Annotated in this window: 21 protein-coding genes; 14 read left to right on the plus strand and 7 right to left on the minus strand. The window is 35.5% G+C overall.

Annotation, left to right across the window (positions count from 1 at the left end):
- Positions 1-46 precede the first annotated feature (46 nt).
- Positions 47-217 carry a hypothetical protein gene (locus tag EGI26_RS00480; protein WP_255075626.1) on the minus strand — a complete coding sequence of 57 codons (171 nt, stop codon included), beginning with the start codon at positions 215-217 and terminating at the stop codon, positions 47-49.
- Positions 218-331: 114 nt separating this feature from the next.
- On the opposite strand from EGI26_RS00480, the gene EGI26_RS00485 reads away from it, so the two are divergent.
- The 3 genes from EGI26_RS00485 to serA all read left to right on the plus strand — a co-directional run bounded on the left by EGI26_RS00485 (position 332) and on the right by serA (position 3,727).
- A complete protein-coding gene (locus tag EGI26_RS00485) occupies positions 332-1,180 on the plus strand; it encodes a hypothetical protein (protein WP_255075627.1) in 849 nt (282 codons plus the stop codon).
- A gap of 89 nt (positions 1,181-1,269) precedes the next feature.
- Positions 1,270-1,608: a DUF2853 family protein gene (locus EGI26_RS00490; protein ID WP_255075628.1), complete on the plus strand. Its 339-nt coding sequence runs from the start codon at positions 1,270-1,272 to the stop codon at positions 1,606-1,608.
- 214 nt (positions 1,609-1,822) lie between these two features.
- Positions 1,823-3,727 (plus strand): phosphoglycerate dehydrogenase, encoded by a 1,905-nt coding sequence (serA, locus tag EGI26_RS00495; RefSeq protein ID WP_255075850.1) that lies wholly within the window; start codon positions 1,823-1,825, stop codon positions 3,725-3,727.
- A gap of 31 nt (positions 3,728-3,758) precedes the next feature.
- On the opposite strand, the gene EGI26_RS00500 is transcribed toward serA, so the two are convergent.
- The 3 genes from EGI26_RS00500 to EGI26_RS00510 are packed head-to-tail and all read right to left on the minus strand — an operon-like array spanning position 3,759 to position 6,685.
- Positions 3,759-5,783, minus strand: coding sequence for a metallophosphoesterase family protein (locus EGI26_RS00500; protein WP_255075629.1), 2,025 nt, complete (start codon positions 5,781-5,783; stop codon positions 3,759-3,761).
- 15 nt (positions 5,784-5,798) lie between these two features.
- The gene (locus EGI26_RS00505; RefSeq protein WP_255075630.1) at positions 5,799-6,164 is read right to left on the minus strand and encodes a DMT family protein; all 366 of its coding nucleotides are present in this window, start codon (positions 6,162-6,164) and stop codon (positions 5,799-5,801) included.
- The gene (locus EGI26_RS00510; protein WP_255075631.1) at positions 6,164-6,685 is read right to left on the minus strand and encodes a DinB family protein; all 522 of its coding nucleotides are present in this window, start codon (positions 6,683-6,685) and stop codon (positions 6,164-6,166) included. The genes EGI26_RS00505 and EGI26_RS00510 overlap by 1 nt, the downstream gene beginning before the upstream one ends.
- Before the next feature lie 175 nt (positions 6,686-6,860).
- On the opposite strand from EGI26_RS00510, the gene EGI26_RS00515 reads away from it, so the two are divergent.
- The 4 genes from EGI26_RS00515 to nadD all read left to right on the plus strand — a co-directional run bounded on the left by EGI26_RS00515 (position 6,861) and on the right by nadD (position 9,070).
- Positions 6,861-7,472: a sigma-70 family RNA polymerase sigma factor gene (locus tag EGI26_RS00515; protein ID WP_255075851.1), complete on the plus strand. Its 612-nt coding sequence runs from the start codon at positions 6,861-6,863 to the stop codon at positions 7,470-7,472.
- 57 nt (positions 7,473-7,529) lie between these two features.
- Complete coding sequence (locus EGI26_RS00520) at positions 7,530-7,829, plus strand: hypothetical protein (protein ID WP_255075632.1); 300 nt, start codon at positions 7,530-7,532, stop codon at positions 7,827-7,829.
- Between the two features lie 63 nt (positions 7,830-7,892).
- Complete coding sequence (gene gmk / locus EGI26_RS00525) at positions 7,893-8,498, plus strand: guanylate kinase (RefSeq protein ID WP_255075633.1); 606 nt, start codon at positions 7,893-7,895, stop codon at positions 8,496-8,498.
- Complete coding sequence (nadD, locus tag EGI26_RS00530) at positions 8,498-9,070, plus strand: nicotinate (nicotinamide) nucleotide adenylyltransferase (protein WP_255075634.1); 573 nt, start codon at positions 8,498-8,500, stop codon at positions 9,068-9,070. The genes gmk and nadD overlap by 1 nt, the downstream gene beginning before the upstream one ends.
- Here the strand turns inward: nadD and EGI26_RS00535 are convergent.
- Positions 9,061-9,825 carry a type III pantothenate kinase gene (locus EGI26_RS00535; protein ID WP_255075635.1) on the minus strand — a complete coding sequence of 255 codons (765 nt, stop codon included), beginning with the start codon at positions 9,823-9,825 and terminating at the stop codon, positions 9,061-9,063. The genes nadD and EGI26_RS00535 overlap by 10 nt on opposite strands.
- A gap of 146 nt (positions 9,826-9,971) precedes the next feature.
- Here EGI26_RS00535 and EGI26_RS00540 point away from each other — a divergent pair, with 146 nt between their 5' ends.
- From EGI26_RS00540 to accC, 7 genes are all read left to right on the plus strand, one after another.
- A complete protein-coding gene (locus EGI26_RS00540) occupies positions 9,972-10,511 on the plus strand; it encodes a DUF177 domain-containing protein (RefSeq protein ID WP_255075637.1) in 540 nt (179 codons plus the stop codon).
- 25 nt (positions 10,512-10,536) lie between these two features.
- On the plus strand, positions 10,537-10,722 hold the full coding sequence (gene rpmF / locus EGI26_RS00545) for a 50S ribosomal protein L32 (RefSeq protein ID WP_255035835.1): 186 nt from the start codon (positions 10,537-10,539) through the stop codon (positions 10,720-10,722).
- A 40-nt stretch (positions 10,723-10,762) separates the two neighbouring features.
- Positions 10,763-11,704, plus strand: a complete 942-nt coding sequence (plsX, locus tag EGI26_RS00550) for a phosphate acyltransferase PlsX (RefSeq protein WP_255075638.1) — start codon at positions 10,763-10,765, stop codon at positions 11,702-11,704.
- A gap of 32 nt (positions 11,705-11,736) precedes the next feature.
- Complete coding sequence (locus EGI26_RS00555) at positions 11,737-12,723, plus strand: beta-ketoacyl-ACP synthase III (RefSeq protein WP_255075639.1); 987 nt, start codon at positions 11,737-11,739, stop codon at positions 12,721-12,723.
- Between the two features lie 608 nt (positions 12,724-13,331).
- Positions 13,332-13,901, plus strand: coding sequence for an elongation factor P (efp, locus tag EGI26_RS00560; protein ID WP_255075640.1), 570 nt, complete (start codon positions 13,332-13,334; stop codon positions 13,899-13,901).
- 67 nt (positions 13,902-13,968) lie between these two features.
- The gene (accB, locus tag EGI26_RS00565) at positions 13,969-14,442 is read left to right on the plus strand and encodes an acetyl-CoA carboxylase biotin carboxyl carrier protein (protein ID WP_255075642.1); all 474 of its coding nucleotides are present in this window, start codon (positions 13,969-13,971) and stop codon (positions 14,440-14,442) included.
- A gap of 26 nt (positions 14,443-14,468) precedes the next feature.
- Positions 14,469-15,812 carry an acetyl-CoA carboxylase biotin carboxylase subunit gene (accC, locus tag EGI26_RS00570; RefSeq protein WP_255075643.1) on the plus strand — a complete coding sequence of 448 codons (1,344 nt, stop codon included), beginning with the start codon at positions 14,469-14,471 and terminating at the stop codon, positions 15,810-15,812.
- Positions 15,813-15,846: 34 nt separating this feature from the next.
- Here the strand turns inward: accC and EGI26_RS00575 are convergent, their stop codons facing one another.
- Both EGI26_RS00575 and EGI26_RS00580 read right to left on the minus strand, forming a co-directional pair.
- Positions 15,847-16,980, minus strand: a complete 1,134-nt coding sequence (locus tag EGI26_RS00575) for a hypothetical protein (protein WP_255075644.1) — start codon at positions 16,978-16,980, stop codon at positions 15,847-15,849.
- Between the two features lie 388 nt (positions 16,981-17,368).
- The gene (locus EGI26_RS00580; protein ID WP_255075645.1) at positions 17,369-18,604 is read right to left on the minus strand and encodes a nucleoside recognition domain-containing protein; all 1,236 of its coding nucleotides are present in this window, start codon (positions 18,602-18,604) and stop codon (positions 17,369-17,371) included.
- Positions 18,605-18,638 lie beyond the last annotated feature (34 nt).

Below are 18,638 nucleotides of genomic sequence, written 5' to 3' on the forward strand. Positions count from 1 at the left end.
GTTTTAAAAACGCAGGCATAGATATATACTAAACACCAATTTTATATCAATGATCGTGCAAATTATCTCTGTCATATCCTCCAGCAAATATCAGTGTCATTATACCTGTTCCAACTAAAAAAGTAAATAGATCGGTACAAAGACCCAAAACTGCCAAAATCAAAACATAAACTGTAATCATTAACCATGTAGGTATTTTACTAATTGCTTGAGCCATAATGTATTCTTTTTTTATGCAAAAATAATACTTAATTCTATTTGACCAAAATAAAAAAAAAGGTAATTTTAAGCTGTATTAAAAAGCAATTTGAGCCGCAAAAAATCAAGAAATGTGACGTATCTCAAGAAAAGACTCATCTGTATAGCACTATTATTGCTAACTATTGTTTTCAGTTTTGCTCAAGAAACCCCGTACTATCAACTTCCTAAAAACCGCAAACAAAACCACGAACTGATTTCAATGCCCAATCTAAATGCATTTACGGTCACATACTTTTTGTCAGCAAGTGGCGGAATTCGAAAACCATTCCAATACCAAAACTCAAGTTCGCCTACAGGAACTACATCTGATTCACAAGGTGCAGGACTTTGGGAAATAGCACTAGGTCAAAACCGCAACGACAACTGGATATACGAATTTGGAGTCACAAACTTTAATAATCGCCTCAGCACAAGCTTTTTGGAACTTAGTAGAGTACCGCTGGTATTCACCAACGAAATAAAACAGTATTATGCTCCACTTAGAATTAAGAAAAAAATATTGACTTTGGATAGAGTGAGTAGAAATGGATTCTTGAACATTGGAGTTGGAGTTTTATATTTGATAAACAAGAAAGTGGATAATATTGAGGAAGGGAGAATCACTTTTGGACAAAGGCCCATTCCTGAACCTAAAGACTACACCTCTCTAGACTTCAAAATAACCTCCTCCAATCAGCCGATTGCGGTTGAATTAATGACTGAAATAAGAGCCAAAATATCAGAGAGAATAGAGATATCAGTATTTGGCAAGGCCGTTTTTAGAAATAATAAATACCTAAACAATCAATTTACATTTAGATATGTTGATGGTAGCTTGAAAGAATTTGGAGTGTATGAGAAACCCGTTTCAATCCTGTTTGGACTGCAGGCAAAATTCAATTCTCCGAAATACTACAAATACAAAAGCAATGTTGAATAAACTTTAAAAGTTTATAAAAAAAACTCTTTGAGTATAAATAAAAAAAACTTAATTTTAAATCGAATTATAACCCCCTTAATTTTTAAACAATGAGTAAATTTAACGAATGTGTTGAGCTATATAAAAACCAAAGCCAAGAGCTAGGTTTAGGGCTCGATGAAGCACTACTAACAGGTGTTGCCAAAGCATTAGGGCCATCTATTTACAATGCTGATTCTTCAAAAGTATCTGGTTCAGACAGTAAGGAGATTGAAACAGTGAAAAACAATTTCCTGATTAAAAAACTTGGCTTAGACGACAGCCCAGCTTTAGATTCTGCCATCTCTGAAGTTTTGGAACAATTGGGATCAAGTAATAAAAACAAGCAAAGGGCAGTTGTTTATGCTTTACTTGCCAAAAAATTCGGGAAAGAAAGTATGTTTCTTTGATTAACTTTTTTTCAGATAAAAACTTTAAAGGAGTTTGAAGGTGTCTTCAAGCTTCTTTTGTGTTTAAGGCCACTTCCAACAAAATTGTTTGTAATTCAAGTATAAAACAAAATTTTATTGCACTATTTACATAAAAAGAAATACTTTTCTCATAAAACGAAATAAAACCAAAAGTCAAATTGTTAAATTTGCAGATACAATAAAATAACAAAAAATTGTGACTGCAATTAAAGAAAAGAAAATCTTCATAATAGATTTTGATAGCACGATTACTAAAGTCGAAGGTCTGGATCAGCTGGCAGCCATTGCTTTAGCCCAAAGCCATGATGGTGATAAAATAGTACAACAAATAAAAGAATTGACAGATGCAGGAATGAACGGAGAACTCTCTCTTTCAGAATCTCTATCAAAACGTATGTCACTTCTCAATGCCAACAAAAAACATGTTGACATTTTAATCAATTTTCTTCTAAAAAATATTTCCGATTCGTTCGAAAGAAACAAAAAATTCTTAACTGAATATGCCGACCAGATTTTGGTGGTTTCTAGCGGTTTTAAGGACTTTATAATTCCTGTCATAGAGCATTTAGGTTTAAAAGCAAAAAACGTTTATGCCAACACTTTCATATACAATGAAAATGGTGATATCATAGGAGTGGACAATGCCAATGTACTGTCGCAAACTGGCGGTAAAATAAACCTAGTAAAATCTTTAAATCTCGATGCCCATGTATCAGTAATCGGAGACGGATTTACTGACTTCGAAATAAAACAAAATGGGTTGGCTGACCGATTCTATGCGTTTGTAGAAAACGTTGAGAGACAAAAAGTAGTTGAAGTAGCAGATTTTACTATAAAAACCTTAGATGAGTTTTTGTTTTACAATCAGCTTCCCAGAGGCCAATCATATCCTAAAAGCCTCATAAAAGTCCTTTTATTGGAAAATGTGCACCCAGCTGCTGTTGAAGCTTTTGAAAGTCAAGGATTCGATGTAGAATTTCATAAAGGAGCAATGGATGAAGACGAACTCATTGAAAAAATAAAAGACGTTTCTATTATCGGCATACGATCCAAAACAACAATTACCAAAAAAGTCATTGAAAATGCTGACAAACTGTTAGCTATTGGAGCTTTTTGTATAGGAACCAACCAAATTGATATCAAAACAGCTAGCGATAGAGGTATTGCTGTTTTTAATGCCCCATATAGCAACACTCGCTCAGTGGTGGAATTAGTTATCGGCGAAATGATTATGTTAATTCGTAAGGTTTTTCCTAAAAGCTCAGGAATGCACAAAGGTATTTGGGACAAATCCGCCAATCATAGCTTTGAAGTTAGAGGAAAGAAATTAGGAATGATTGGATATGGGCATATAGGCACCCAACTTTCTGTAATTGGTGAAGCCTTGGGAATGGAGATCTATTTCTATGATATAGTAGATAAAATGCCAATCGGCAACGCAAAAAAGTGCCGATCAATGGAAGAAGTGTTTAAAGTTGCAGATGTAGTGAGTATGCACATAGACGGCCGAAGAGAAAACACCAATCTTATAGGCGAAAAAGAGTTTGCACAGATGAAAGACGGTGTAATATTCATGAACCTTGCCAGAGGTTCGGTTGTAGAAATCCCAGCTTTGGTAAGTGCAATTAAAAGTGGCAAAATTCATGGAGCTGGCGTAGATGTTTTTCCAGAGGAACCTAAGACCAACAGCGATCCTTTTGTGTCTGAGTTAATGGGATTTGACAATGTAATTCTTACGCCGCACATCGGAGGAAGTACTGAAGAAGCTCAGCAAGGAATTGGCACTTATGTTCCTGAAAGATTGCTTGAATACATCAACAATGGTAGCACTACTGGTAGTGTAAATTTCCCAGAGTTGACACTTCCGCTATTGCAAAACTCTCATAGGCTGTTGCATGTTCATAAAAATGTCCCTGGCATTTTGGCTAAGCTAAACAATATATTTGCCAAGCATAATATCAATATTACAGGTCAATATCTCAAAACTGATGAAACTCTAGGCTATGTAATTGTAGATATAGAAAAATCTTATTCAAGAGAATTTGTTCAAGATATTAAAGGAATAGATGAGACAATAAAATTTAGAATGTTATTCTAAAAAAGAAAAAATAGCCTTGAGAATTTCAAGGCTATTTTTTTATGATCTTAGTAGACAAAATCTTTTCACTACTTTTTAAAACAAAAAAATAAACGCCACTTTCTTCAAAACTTAAATCAACCAAAAAATGCTTTATGCCTGGTTCTAATTTTTCCACCGCATATTCTTTCACAACAACCCCAGCTGAGTTTATCAATATTGGAATATAACTATTCTCCTTATCAATATTAACCTTTATCTCAACCAAAGTTTCACTTGGGTTTGGAAAAACCACAATAGATTCAGCATTGAGCTCCTCAGAACTTAATATCTTCAATATCTCCACTTGAACACTATCTAAAGATGTACAATTTTTATAGTTCGCTATAAGAAAATATCTTCCAGCATTATTTAGTTTTACATTGGCAATACTTTCTCTATCACCTTTTCCCACAAAATCATTTGGCCCTTTCCAGGTGAGTGACCCAGCCCCATCAAACTTACCCTCTAACTGAAGCGTACTTGTTTCTAATACCGGAGAATTTGAACTCGCTTTTGGTGTTTTAAAAGGCTTTACCGTGACTTGAATTGTATCCCTCAAGCAGTTTTTCTTATCAGAAATTGTAAATTGGACGCTCTTGTTTAAACTATCGATTTTCAATAAACCATTTTCTACTTTTCCAAGGGCACTTTGTATTTCTCCTTTCCAAGAACTTCCAAAGGTTACAATTTCACCGCATTCAATGGTTTTTTGATGTTTTTTATTAACATCTTTAAATATTGTAAATTGGTCAAAGATTGACCCGTTGGCTGTTAAATACTTAGCTACAAATTTATTATCATTTACCTCTAGAACCATAGCTCCCGTTGTTTCAGAATTTGAAGTTACCATCGCATTATGAGGATAGCCCGGTTTAGTTCCCCCTACCCAACCGGATGCACCAGCAACTACATAAACTGTTCCAGAACCCGATTTTATGTATGGACAAGAACTTGGAGATCCGTCATATTTACCAGTCGAGTTACTAGTAGCATGCGTGTTTACATTAAAACTGGTTTCATTTGCGTAATACTTATTCAACATAAAAGACCGCTCATAATTGTGACTATGTCCATTTAAAACCACGTCAACTTTATAATAGTCTAATACTTTTACCAAATTCTCACGAATCGCAACTAAATCTAACTCTGTATCGGAATCATGTGAACCTTTTGTGTATGGAGGATGATGAAAATACACAACTGTCCAGGGAAGTTTATTGGCAGCCAAATCTTTTTTAAGCCATTGTACTTGTCTGCTTAAAGTATCTGCCATCTTTCTTGAATCCTCTGTACCGTAAGAGTCTAAAGAAACAAAATGTACATTTGCGTAGTCGTAAGAATAATACGCTGCATTTCCTGATGCAAGGCCTCCGCATTCTCCTTTGGTGGGCAAACTAAAAATTTTATAATAATCCGGCCTAATTCCCAAATCGTTTGGCCAGGTACGATCAGAATAATCATGATTTCCAGGACTTGGCCACAACACCGTATTTTTTAAGAAAAAGCTCTGATATACGTTAAAGAAATTTGACTGATACTCTCGGTCAAATCCATAGTTATATGCGTTGTCTCCCAGTAAGAGCCAGCCATCAATTGGCTTTCCTCCAAAATACTCCGAGACACGTTTTGCTACTTCAACCTGAGCCGGCTGTAAAGTTCCACAATCCCCAAAAGCCACCATTCTTACTGTTTCTGATGATATACCAGGTAAAGGAGAAGTATAGAAATAATTTGAAGTGTCTCCCTGAAGCAAAATTTCGTTTTGATAAATACTGTAAAAATATTTAGTTTTGGGCTTTAAGTTCATCACTCGTATCTCGTGAGTGAGTGTTTCAGATGGCCCAGATACCGACTTGCTTTTGTCTGAAAACGACTCTCCAAACTTAACTTTACCTATACCAACATCAGCAGTATTCCATCTGATTGTCATGGCATCATGATACCCCATTTGTAAAAATGGCCCTCGGGTAAGTGTTTGCGTAAAACAAATAAATCCAGAAAACACAAGGAACAAAAAAATTAGAAACTTTTTCAAAATAAAAATTTTAATCTAAATAAACACCAGATATACAGCAGCAATTAATAATAGAAATGCCAAATAATGATTCCATTGCAAAGACTCATTTTTAAAGAAAAGCATAGAAAAAATAATAAAAACTAAAAGTGTAATTACTTCTTGAATCACTTTTAATTGAATCAAACTAAAGTTGCCTCCATTGTTTTTATAACCATATTTGTTAGCGGGCACTTGGAGAATGTATTCAAACAAGGCTAGACCCCAACTGATAAGTACCACACCGACAAGGCCGAGTTTATTAAACCACTTCCACTCTGCAAATTTCAAATGACCATACCAAGCTAAAGTCATAAACGTATTGGACGCTATCAATAATACAATTACCCAAAAACTCCTCATTAGGCTAACGAATAATACCTTTCTCTAATTATACTTTCGTGATGTTTAGCATGCCCAACAATAACAAAGCCCAATGATAGAGGTGAAATACGTGTCATATTGGCGGTTCCCTTTCTGAGCAACATTGTCTTGTCCATATACGTAAACAACATAATCGTAGATTTCCTCAAAATAGAGAATTCTTCAATCAAACTCTCAACTGATCTATTTTCCAAGTTGGTATTTTTCGCATACAATCCTTCTTCGAACCCCGGCAAAGTATTATCATCATTTCTGGCGAAACACAAAGCTCGATAAGACATAATTCTTTCTGTATCGATACAATGCTGCAAAATGTCTTTTATAGACCATTTGTTGGGGGCATATAATTTATCGCCAATTGCTCTATACTTTTCTAAATCACCAAAAAGTTTTTCTGGAGAAGAACTCTCAAGACCTTCTATTAGGTCTTGGCTTTCTGAGGATAGTAGAATATATCTATCAAAAAAATTGGGCAAGTCACCGATTTGAATTCTTGTCATTTGGCGGGTAATAATTAGTTACAAAAGTAGTTAAAAAATAAATTCAACCTCCGAAATCAACCAATCTTTATGAATTTAGTCCATTAATCACTAATTTTAAATTTTTGTAGCAATAGGCATTAACTTGTACGAAAATTAAAAAAATAAGGTAATTTTGCAGAAACGCAATCAAGGCATGGAGTTCGAAGAAGAAGAAGAATTTATAGAAAGTAAACCCAGATATTCTGAAACCGAAAAGTATCGAATATTTGACAAGGAGTTTATGCCACACATAGACTCCATGTATAACTTTGCCTTTCGACTGACCAACGACGAGGACGATGCAAATGATTTAGTACAAGACACCTACATGAAAGCGTTTAGGTTTATTAACTCGTTTCAAGAAGGAACAAACGCCAAAGCTTGGTTGTTTCGAATTCTTAAAAACAGTTTCATAAACGACTACCGCAAAAAAAGCAAAGAACCTTCTAAAGTTGACTACCAAGAGGTTGAAACTGTATACAATTCTACCGAGGATGCTGAGTTTGAGAGCACTTCAGACCTAAGAATTGAAGCAGTCCAGGACATGATTGGCGACGAAGTTGCTATGGCTCTTAATGGCCTACCAGTAGATTTCAGGACTGTGATTATACTTTGTGATATTGAGGGCTTTACCTATGAGGAAATGGCTAAGATATTAGACATACCGATCGGTACAGTAAGGTCAAGATTACACAGAGCAAGGAACTTATTGAAGGAGAAATTACGTTCTTATGCAAAGTCCATGGGATACAAGGAATTACGTTAACAATTAGAATATTTTAAACTTTTTTTAAGTATGGCTGAATGCTCAGGTAATGTGTTGATGAAAGAAGAGTGCGAAAATCACGAAAAATGCATGAAAATGATTCAGGCTGTTTTAGATGGTTCAGCTTCTCAGGAGGAAATTGAGCATTTCAAGTCAAATATAGATGTCTGCAAGCCTTGTTTTGACGGATATCAGTTAGAAAAATCCATAAAAGATTGTTTACAGACTAAAGTTGAAAAAAAATGCTGTCCTCAAAATACAGTTGATCAATTAAAAGCCAAAATCGGAATTGGACTTTTACTATTAGCCGGCTTTTTAATTAAGCTTAAAGTTATTCAACAGATATTTTTATCATAAAAAACATTTACCTTTATAATTATCCACTGAAATTCATCTTTTCAGTGGTTTTTTTATTTTAATATGAAAAAAGGCAAGGCAATAATATTTTGTGCACCCTCTGGCTCTGGCAAGACCACTTTAGTCAAAAATCTCCTAGATACCCATACCAACTTGGGATTCTCCATATCAGCATGTACCCGCGACCGAAGAGGTAGAAACGAAATTCACGGAAAAGATTATTATTTTCTGTCTATTGATGAATTTAAAGAAAAAATAAAGAATAAAGAATTCGTAGAATGGGAAGAAGTCTATCCTGGCGGATATTACGGAACATTAAAGACTGAAATTGAAAGATTATGGAATAGTGGAAAAAACGTAATATTTGATGTAGATGTGAAGGGAGGTTTAAAGCTTAAAGAATACTTCGGCGATACCGCAATAGCAATTTTTGTAAAGGTGCCATCAATGGAAGAATTAGAAAAACGCTTGGTAGGCAGGGGCACTGAAACGGAAGAGAGTCTATCCAAAAGGTTGTATAAAGTAAAATTCGAAATGGCTTTTCAAGACCAGTTTGATGTAGTACTACTTAATGATGACCTTGAAACTTCCTATCAAAAAACAAAAAAACTTTATGAGGATTTTTGCGATAACAAACTCACCCTAAGTACCAAACCTTTTTACGTTTAATGAAAATCGGGCTATTTTTTGGTTCCTTCAACCCTATTCATATTGGTCATTTAATAATTGCCAACACTATGGCAACTAGCACTGACTTGGACCAAATTTGGTTTATAGTTTCCCCACAAAATCCTTTTAAAAAAAACAATTCATTATTACACGAGTTTGACCGCTACACCATGGTAGAAAGGGCCATAGCTGACAACCACAAACTCAAGGTGAGCGATATAGAATTTAGTCTAACAAAACCCAGCTACACCATAGATACACTGACAGTTTTGGCTGACAAATACCCAGAACATGAATTCGTATTGATAATGGGCGAAGATAATTTGGTGCAGTTTGAAAATTGGAAAAATTTCGAAAAAATTCTTGAATTTTATAAAATATACGTCTATCCTAGGCCTAATACTCCACAGCACAATTTCAAAAATCACACTTCAGTCAAATTCGTAGATGCACCATTATTAGACATCTCTGCCACTTACATAAGAAAACGCCTGCAAGACAAAAAAAACATAAAGTACTTAGTAACAGACCCTGTAGAAGCATATATTGAGCTCAAAAAGTTTTATACCTGAGTTTTTTTTCCATACAAATACAGCCCTTTTATGGTGAGATCTATATCTATTCTGTCAAATTCACTTGAAATATCCTTCAAAACAGCAGAAAGACCTCCAGTGCCATAAACAAATAAAGGCTTTCCAATTTCACTCTTTATTTTACTTAAAATACCCAAAACCATACTCTCGTACCCGTAAATTATCCCTGCTTGTATTGAATGCATGGAGTTTTTTCCGATTATTGAGCTAGGCTTCTCAAGTCTTACCTCTGGCAACAATGAAGTTTGTGAAAACAAAGATTTGATGGCAGTTTTGATACCTGGAAGTATGGTAACACCCTCGATACTTCCACCCTCACTAACCAAGGTAAAAGTTAGAGCCGTGCCAAAGTCTACCACTACACAATCCGACTTTACAAACTCGAATGCAGCCAATGAATTAACAAACAAATCCGAACCAAGCTCCTCTGGCATATCAATATTTACTTGCAATAAACCTGATTTTGCAGGGATTACAACTATAGGCTTAATGGCAAGAAACTTCTCGCAGAAATTCACAAAAAAAGGTGTCAAAATTGGCACTACGCTACTAATTACCGCGGTCAATAAGTCTCTCTTTTCGATGTTATTTTCTAGCATAAAATTCAAAATTCTATACTCAAAGTATATAGAATTCTCATTTTTCAAAGACCTAATTCTTAACTTATTAATAATATTTTCTCCCTCAAAAAAACCAATTACGGTATCGGTGTTCCCTATGTCAAAAACAATCATACACTTGTTTTATTTGATGCAAAATAGGAATAAATCATGAAAAACAGGAAAAACTCTTTTAAATTATTAAGTATCCAGTATTTTATTCAAACAAAACTTTTTGTTCTGAAAAAAAGACTGTAAATTTGCAGCCTTTCTGTAAAAAAGTGAACAAAGTAATTTCGAATTTTGATATTAACATTCATAGTTTAGAAGACAAAAACTATGATTACCAATTTGAAGGTTCAAATTCTTTTTTTGAGCATTTCGATCAGGACATTGTAGAAGGTGGAGATTTTAAGGTACATTTGGTCTTGGAAAAGACCGCTACTTTATTAAGACTTCGCTTTGATATTGATGCAGACCTAAGGTTAATTTGTGATAGAAGTTTAGAGAAATTTACAGAGAAATTTTTAATCAAAGAAACGCACATTTATAAGTTTGGTGAAACAGCCCAAGAAATGAGCGACGAGATGGAAGTGATTCCGTTTGGAACGCCAAAAATAAATGTTGCTGAGTTGATTTCAGATTATATATTGCTAAGTGTGCCAATGAAAAACTTGCACCCGAAGTTTAGAACTGAAGAAGATGCAGACGAGGATGGAATTTTGGTGTATATAGACCCGAATGCTGAAAAACTTGAAACTGATACGAGTACTGACCCTAGATGGGCGGCACTTTTAAACTTGAAAAATTTAGAAGAATAATAGTAATAATAATTTTTAGACAGATATGGCACATCCAAAGCGGAAGATTTCGAAAACTAGAAGAGACAAACGTAGAACTCATGACGCATTGTCGGCAAAACAATTGTCAGTAGACGTAACTACAGGCGAAGTACACCTTCGTCATCATGCACACGTAAGCGAAGGAAACCTTTACTACAAAGGAAAATTGGTTGTAGAGAATTACAATTAATACTTAGTATTTTTAGTTTCTAACAAAATAATTTTAACCGATGAGAAAAATTGCAGTTGACGCAATGGGAGGAGATTTTGCTCCCAAGGCAGTTATTGAAGGGGCTATAATGGCTGCTTCAGAGTTGCCCGAAAACTATCAAATTGTTTTAATCGGAAAACAAGATGCAATGCTCGGGGTGCTACATGACCTCGAATATAGAAAAGGTGCTGTTGAGATGATATTCTGTAATGATGTCATAGAAATGCACGAGCATCCAACAAGAGCATTTAGTCAAAAACCCAATTCTTCAATAGGAGTTGGGTTTAAACTTTTAAAAGAGGGCCAAGTTTCGGCATTCTGTAGTGCAGGTAATACTGGTGCTATGATGGTGGGATCGCTTTTTACTCTTCGCACAATAGGTAATTTACAAAGGCCGCCCATTGCAGGGTATTTTCCTTTGAAAAACGGCAATTATAGCCTCATGCTAGATATTGGAGCTAACGCAGATTGCAAACCAGAGGTATTGATGCAATTTGCTGAACTAGGAAGCCTTTATGCCAAATTTGCACTTAATATTGAAAATCCGAAAGTTGCACTTTTGAATATAGGCGAAGAAGAAGAAAAAGGCAATACTACAGCACAGGCTGCATATCAGCTGCTAAAAAACAATAAAAAAGTCAATTTCATTGGAAACGTAGAAGGTCGTGATTTGTTTGACGGAAAAGCAGATGTGATTGTAACTGATGGATTTACTGGCAATGTAATGTTCAAAATGGGCGAATCTCTATATGAATATGCTGCTTCTCAAGGAATTGATGATCAACTGATAAACCGAATGAACTACGAAGTGGCTGGAGGTAGCCCTATAATCGGAGTAAACGGCAACGTAATAGTAGGTCATGGAATTTCTACTCCACTGGCTATTAAAAACATGATTTTGTTAGCCCAAAGACAAATAGAATCCAACGTCGTAGATAAGATAAAGGAAGTATTTTTATAATATTTATTATTTACTATTAAGAATTTAAGCCTATGAATTTAAAAGCTGCCATTACTGGCATTCACGGGTACGTGCCTGAGGATGTGGTTACTAATGCCGACCTAGAGAAAATAGTTGAAACCAACGATGAGTGGATAACTTCTCGAACCGGTATAAAAGAAAGAAGAATACTCAAAGGAGAAGGAAAGGGTACTTCTGTAATGGCCGCCGAGGCTGTTAGAGGTTTGCTAGAAAAAACCAATACAGACCCAAAAGATATAGATTTAGTAATAGTAGCCACTGTTACCCCAGATTACATGTTCCCATCTACTGCCAATTTGGTATGTACACAGGTAGGAATCCCTAGTATTTGTAGCTTTGATATACTTGCAGCATGCTCTGGCTTTATATATGCTTTAGTAACTGGTGCTCAATTCATTGAGTCAGGAAGGTTTAAAAAAGTGATTGTGGTTGGAGCCGATAAGATGTCTTCTATTATTGATTATACTGACCGTACGACTTGCGTACTTTTTGGAGATGGAGCAGGGGCTGTTTTACTAGAGCCAACCACCGAAAACGAAGGTATAATAGACTTTATGCTTCATTCAGATGGCACAGGTGAGAATCATTTAATAATGAAAGGAGGGGGTAGTAAATATCCTGCATCACACGAAACCATAGACAAACATTATCATTATATACATCAGGAAGGCCCTTCGGTTTTCAAATTTGCTGTGACTAACATGGCTGATGTGGCTGCCGCAATAATGGAAAAGAATAATTTAACCAGCGACGACATCAGGTGGCTCGTACCCCATCAGGCAAATAAACGAATTATAGATGCCACCGCAAACAGAATGGGGGTTGGAGAAGATAAGATTATGGTGAACATCCAGAAATATGGAAATACTACTGCTGCTACCATTCCTCTGTGTTTGTTTGACTACCAAAACCAAATAAATAAAGGTGATAATTTGATTCTAGCGGCATTTGGTGGAGGATTTACTTGGGGTTCGGTTTATGTAAAATGGGCTATTTGATAGTATGAAAAGGGGTCTAATTTTGGTCGCTCTACTCCTACTTTTAGCGAATAGAACAATACTTTTAGGAATTAGAATAACGAATACTTTTCTACGAATCTTTCAAAAAGAGAAAATTCTAATTCCCTTTTGACTCAAGAGATGATTCAATTCAAGAAAAGTCTGTTATCGTGGTTCTTGGCTTTAAATCAATATCCAAGTCAGATCAACAAAAAAAATCTAGTCATGTAGGCCTTCAATTAATTTTAACTAGAATATTTTTACCTAAAATTTCGATAGCCATAAGAAACTGAGATATTAAAAAAAAGGACTTGGATTTGGTTCAATAATTAATAGACGTTAATGTTGTTGCGAATTTTAATCAACTAAAATCTGAAGTAAGCAAGCTTACTTAGGTAAACTAAGGGTCACACTTTAGCCACATAATTAAAAAAAAACAATTCGTTTTTATTAGTAAATACTGTAAAAAATTCATTCTCTTTAAAACTCTAAGTCAATACAAGAGATTGAGATATTAAATTTTTATGAAAATTCAAAAAAAGTAGAATTTTCTAAATAAGCCGAAAGATCGGTTTTATAAGTTTTAGAACAAATATAGAATAATAATAATGGCAACTACAGCAGATTTCAGAAATGGTTTGTGTTTAGAATGGAACAACGACTTGTTTATTATCGTTGATTTCCAACACGTTAAGCCTGGTAAAGGTGGTGCATTTGTAAGGACTAAACTTAAAAACATTAAAACCGGAAGAGTATTAGACAATACGTTTACGGCAGGAGAAAAAGTTACTACTGCAAGAATCGAAAAAAGACCGTATCAATTTTTATACAAAGATGACGTAGGTTATAACTTCATGGATAATGACACTTTTGAACAAATTTCTTTGGGAGATGCAATGGTGCCTTTAGCCGATTTAATGAAAGAAGGTTCGAATATTGATATTTTAGTACACTCAGAAACCGAAACTCCACTTTCGGTAGAGATGCCATCATATGTAGAACTTAGAATTACTTACACAGAACCAGGAATAAAAGGAGATACCGCAACTAATGCAAGTAAGCCAGCGACAGTTGAAACCGGTGCAACTATCAAAGTGCCATTATTTATCAATAATGATGAGTTGATTAAAGTAAATACTTCTACTTATGAATATGATTCCCGAGTAAAAGAGAAATAAAAAAATATTAATTAATGGTTTCTATTTATTGCTACATTTGCAATATAACCTCATTACCTTAAAAATTATGGATACTAGAGAAATTCAAAAACTTATAGATTTCATTTCGAAGTCTGATCTAAGCGAAGTTAACATTGAAACTTCTGAACTTAAGTTACAGATAAAAAGAAACGGAGGGAGCCCTGTTCATTATGTTTCGGCACCGGTCGCAGAATCAGTTGTGAGTCATTCACAAGACACCACACCAGCACCTGTTAGAGAATTGGCAGCTCCACCAGTTGTGGTAGATGCGTCAAGTCATTTGGTGGAAATCAAAGCCCCTATGATAGGTACATTCTACAGATCTGCGGGCCCTGGAAAACCAAACTTTGTGGAAATTGGAGACGAAGTAAGTTCAGGAAAAGTTATCTGTATATTAGAAGCAATGAAACTTTTCAACGAAATCGAATCTGAAATTTCTGGAAAAATTGTGAAAATATTGGTTGACGACTCTACTCCTGTTGAATATGACCAACCTCTTTTCTTGGTAGATCCATCTTGAATCCTTACATTTTAAAACCAAAAGCTATGTTTAAAAAAATATTAATTGCCAATAGAGGTGAAATAGCTCTGCGTATAATTCGTACGTGTAAGGAAATGGGGATTAAGACTGTTGCAGTATATTCAACAGCTGACAAGGAAAGCCTCCATGTTCGTTTTGCCGACGAGGCAGTTTGTATCGGACCTCCAGCAAGTAAACAGTCTTATCTAAACATACCTAGCATTATTTCTGCTGCAGAAATAACCAATGCTGATGCTATACACCCTGGCTATGGATTTCTTTCAGAAAACGCCGAATTCTCAAGAATTTGTGAAGATTATAAGATAAAATTCATCGGTGCAACGGCTGACCAAATCAACCAAATGGGAGACAAGGCCACAGCAAAAGAAACGATGAAAAAAGCAGGTGTTCCTGTCATTCCAGGTTCTGAAGGACTTTTGGACTCTGTAGAGCAGGGAATCAAACTTGCTGAAGAAATGGGCTATCCTGTGATAGTAAAAGCTCCTGCAGGTGGTGGTGGAAGAGGTATGAGAATTATTCGTAGCTCTGACGAGTTTCAAAAAAACTGGGACGATGCTAAAATGGAATCTGGTGCTGCTTTCGGAAACGACGGCCTATATTTGGAAAAATATATAGAAGAGCCAAGACATATAGAAATACAGATAGTTGGTGATCAATTTGGTAAGGTATGTCACCTTTCAGAAAGAGACTGTTCTATTCAAAGAAGGCATCAAAAATTGGTTGAAGAAACACCTTCTCCAATAGTCTCTGATGAGCTCAGAGAACAAATGGGAAAAGCGGCAATCGCTGGAGCCACTGCCATAAAATATGAAGGAGCTGGAACTGTAGAATTTCTTGTTGATAAGCATGGAAAGTTTTATTTCATGGAGATGAACACAAGGATTCAAGTAGAACATCCTATTACAGAAGAAGTTACAGACTTTGACCTTATCAAGGAACAAATAAAAGTAGCGGCTGGAGTTCCGATTTCGGGTATCAACTACTTCCCTAAAATGTATTCTATGGAATGTAGAATAAATGCTGAGGACCCAACACAAAACTTCAGACCGAGCCCAGGTAAAATCAAGCAAATAAATTTACCAGGCGGGCATGGTGTAAGGGTAGATTCTCATGTTTATGCAGGATATACAATTCCGCCGAATTATGACTCTATGATAGCCAAGCTTATTGTGACGGCCAGAAGCAGAGAAGAAGTAATAGTGAGAATGAAGAGAGCTTTGCAAGAATTCTTTATTGATGGAGTGAAGACTACAATTCCGTTTCACCTTAAGCTTATGGACGACGAACAGTTCAAATCTGGTAAGTTTAATACCTCTTTTTTGGAAACATTCAATTTTGATGATTTATAAAAAAAGGTCGAGAGCAATCTCGACCTTTTTTTGTTTAATACTTATCATAAAATCTTTTAATTCTAGACGAGAACTGATCGTATATAGGTTTACAAAACTCTATGAACATTTGCTGAGGAGGTGGAGGCATTTGTTCTTTAAACTTTACAGCTTCTAAATCCAACTTAGAAAGTGCCCTTTCGTCCCCGTTAAAGGATGCCCATTTATTATCCCAAATAAATTCGCCAGGCAGTTCATCTCTGAGCAAAACTTTCTTAGACTTGTAATCATATATCTCCATTGAAAGAAGGCCTCTAGATCTCACTGACTTGTGAAATCTGGTAACAGTAGCATTTACTAATCCATATACATCTATGTTCTTACCATCTATTTTAGCCGTTCCAGTCCTAACGCTATCCTTGCTCATGACATTCACTTTTTCAGATTTGAGGTTGGTCTCTCCTACCACAAACTCTATAAACTCCAATCTCACCACATGGTCAGGATTTAATTTCAATTGCTTTGCTTCAGCGGGTTGATAGAATCTTATAAACTTATTCAACCTGCGATTGGTCTGAAGAAATTCGTCAATCTTTCCTCTAAAAAAATCATTGCTATACTGATACATTTTTGAGTTTATCCCGGGCTGTTCAACCACCACATGATAAGAGCCTAAAAACAAAGCTTCCTCAGCTTTTGCATTTACATCTTTATAGTTTGGAGCGTATCTTATCAACTCGTTGAAGTTTTCAAACGCTGCCCTACCTGACTCTATTGTTCCCCTACGAAGCAAAGCATCGGCATAATCATATCTTTCAGTTGCCGCCATTTCTATTGCGTCTTCATATTCTCTAAAGTATGAATCAGGTGAAACGATTTTCCTACATGCATTACATTTCTCAATTCTATCATGCAATTCGTTAAGTTTGGCATAATCATCTACTACTCTTTCATATTTAAACTGCTGATTTGCCATTTTTGCTCTTGATATATCCCTTAATAGATCTTCCTGAGCAAGTTTGTAGGCGTTGGGTAGCACTTCTAGTGACTTATCATTGTCGCTATCTTTTCTCAGTTTTTCTATAGATTGAAGAGCCGCTTGGTAATATTCGCCCGACTCTAAAGCTTTTTTTCCTGATTTTGAACAAGATAGCATTACCACAGAAAATAGTAATACAAGTAATTTCATGGCTTTCATTTTATTAATTAGTTTTGGTTTATTTTATATAAATACTTGGCAATTTTAATATTTGAGGCTCAAATTTTCAAAAAAATGAGACTAATTAACAATACTTTAGCATTTATTAGTTCTAAAAAAATCTTTGGTCACAATTATTTGTTAGCAATATACAAACAGAAAACGCATGAATAATATCCTAAAAAACTGGACATTTTTACGGGCTAGCCATCTGACTATTTCCATTTTTTTGTTAGTAGCTGCCGTTTATTTTTCTCACAATATTTTCCTTTACATTTTAGGGATCGGATTTTTGTTTCAAAGCCTAACCAATACAGGCTGCAGTAATAACTCATGCTCCAGAGATGAAATGAGGCAGCGGTATCGCAGAAGGCATTGATTAATGAAAGAAAATATAAGAAACCACAATTGCGGTTATTACGCCAGCCAAATCGGCCAGTAAACCTGCCACTAAAGTATATCTCGTATGTTTGACACTTACACTGCCAAAATACAGTGCCAATATATATAAGATGGTGTCTGAACAAGCCTGAAATACACCTGATAGCCTACCTTCGAAAGAGTCCACTCCGTATTGTTCCATCGTTTCAATCATCATCGCTCTAGAGCCACTACCGCTTAATGGATGCATCAATGCAGTTGGCAAAGCATTTGTAAAATCGGTATTGATACCAGTAAAACTAAAAATCCATTTCAAGAAATCAACTACATAATCAAGTGCTCCGGAGTTTCTAAAAGCACTTATAGCTACCAACATACCTACTAAATACGGAATAACCTTTACTGCGGTTTCGAATCCACTTTTGGCACCTTCTATAAATGTAGGGAAAATATCTACTTTCTTGTATAAAGCTCCGCCAACAAAACCACAAATAAAAGTCATCAAAACGAGATTACTTACCACTTTTGAAACCACTTCTATTTCCTCTTTGGGTAATCTCGAAAAATACCATAACACAAACCCAACAAAACCAGTTATACCTAGTAACCAACCCATTAGCGTTTTGTCAAAAAAGTTTAATCTTTGTTTAATTCCAACAAAAAGCAATCCAGTCAATGTAGCCACATACACCGAAATAAGTGCGGGAATAAAAATATCGGAAGGGTCTGCAGCCTTATAAATGGCCCTCTGAGCCATAATTGAAATAGGAATCAACACAGGCCCTGCACTGTGCAAAACCATAAACATGATTTGAGAATTTGATGCGGTATCTTTATTCGGATTTAATTCTTGCAAACTTTGCATGGCCTTGAGTCCGAAAGGGGTAGCAGCGTTATCAAGTCCCAGCATATTGGCTGAGAAATTCATGATCATTTGTCCATTGGCTGGGTGGTCTTTGGGAACTTCAGGAAACAGTCTACTAAAGAATGGAGCAATGATTTTGGCAAGTCTTCTAATCACGCCCGCTTCTTCTCCAAGTTTTAAAATACCAAGGAAGAAAGTCATCACCCCAGCCAAAGGAAGAGCTAACTTCATGACGGCTGATTCAGCAGAATCAAACATTCCTTCGATTATAATTTTGAAAATTTCGGTATCTCCAAAGAAAATCAGTTTAATGAGAGCGACCACAAAAGCAATGAGAAAAAAACCAATCCAGATGTAATTGAGAACCATTCCTTGTTTGGGTTATTTTTTAAAAGTAGCAAAT

Source organism: Lacihabitans sp. CCS-44, from assembly GCF_024343735.1.
Taxonomy (GTDB): Bacteria; Bacteroidota; Bacteroidia; order Cytophagales; family Spirosomataceae; genus Leadbetterella.

What these genes read in the sequence shown, in the direction of transcription:
- EGI26_RS00480 (WP_255075626.1), bottom strand. Translation starts at nt 217, where the DNA reads ATGGCTCAAGCAATTAGTAAAATACCTACATGGTTAATGATTACAGTT.
- EGI26_RS00490 (WP_255075628.1), top strand. Translation starts at nt 1,270, where the DNA reads ATGAGTAAATTTAACGAATGTGTTGAGCTATATAAAAACCAAAGCCAA.
- EGI26_RS00505 (WP_255075630.1), bottom strand. Translation starts at nt 6,164, where the DNA reads ATGAGGAGTTTTTGGGTAATTGTATTATTGATAGCGTCCAATACGTTT.
- EGI26_RS00510 (WP_255075631.1), bottom strand. Translation starts at nt 6,685, where the DNA reads ATGACAAGAATTCAAATCGGTGACTTGCCCAATTTTTTTGATAGATAT.
- EGI26_RS00515 (WP_255075851.1), top strand. Translation starts at nt 6,861, where the DNA reads ATGGAGTTCGAAGAAGAAGAAGAATTTATAGAAAGTAAACCCAGATAT.
- EGI26_RS00520 (WP_255075632.1), top strand. Translation starts at nt 7,530, where the DNA reads ATGAAAGAAGAGTGCGAAAATCACGAAAAATGCATGAAAATGATTCAG.
- gmk (WP_255075633.1), top strand. Translation starts at nt 7,893, where the DNA reads ATGAAAAAAGGCAAGGCAATAATATTTTGTGCACCCTCTGGCTCTGGC.
- nadD (WP_255075634.1), top strand. Translation starts at nt 8,498, where the DNA reads ATGAAAATCGGGCTATTTTTTGGTTCCTTCAACCCTATTCATATTGGT.
- EGI26_RS00535 (WP_255075635.1), bottom strand. Translation starts at nt 9,825, where the DNA reads ATGATTGTTTTTGACATAGGGAACACCGATACCGTAATTGGTTTTTTT.
- rpmF (WP_255035835.1), top strand. Translation starts at nt 10,537, where the DNA reads ATGGCACATCCAAAGCGGAAGATTTCGAAAACTAGAAGAGACAAACGT.
- plsX (WP_255075638.1), top strand. Translation starts at nt 10,763, where the DNA reads ATGAGAAAAATTGCAGTTGACGCAATGGGAGGAGATTTTGCTCCCAAG.
- EGI26_RS00555 (WP_255075639.1), top strand. Translation starts at nt 11,737, where the DNA reads ATGAATTTAAAAGCTGCCATTACTGGCATTCACGGGTACGTGCCTGAG.
- efp (WP_255075640.1), top strand. Translation starts at nt 13,332, where the DNA reads ATGGCAACTACAGCAGATTTCAGAAATGGTTTGTGTTTAGAATGGAAC.
- accB (WP_255075642.1), top strand. Translation starts at nt 13,969, where the DNA reads ATGGATACTAGAGAAATTCAAAAACTTATAGATTTCATTTCGAAGTCT.
- accC (WP_255075643.1), top strand. Translation starts at nt 14,469, where the DNA reads ATGTTTAAAAAAATATTAATTGCCAATAGAGGTGAAATAGCTCTGCGT.
- EGI26_RS00575 (WP_255075644.1), bottom strand. Translation starts at nt 16,980, where the DNA reads ATGAAATTACTTGTATTACTATTTTCTGTGGTAATGCTATCTTGTTCA.
- EGI26_RS00580 (WP_255075645.1), bottom strand. Translation starts at nt 18,604, where the DNA reads ATGGTTCTCAATTACATCTGGATTGGTTTTTTTCTCATTGCTTTTGTG.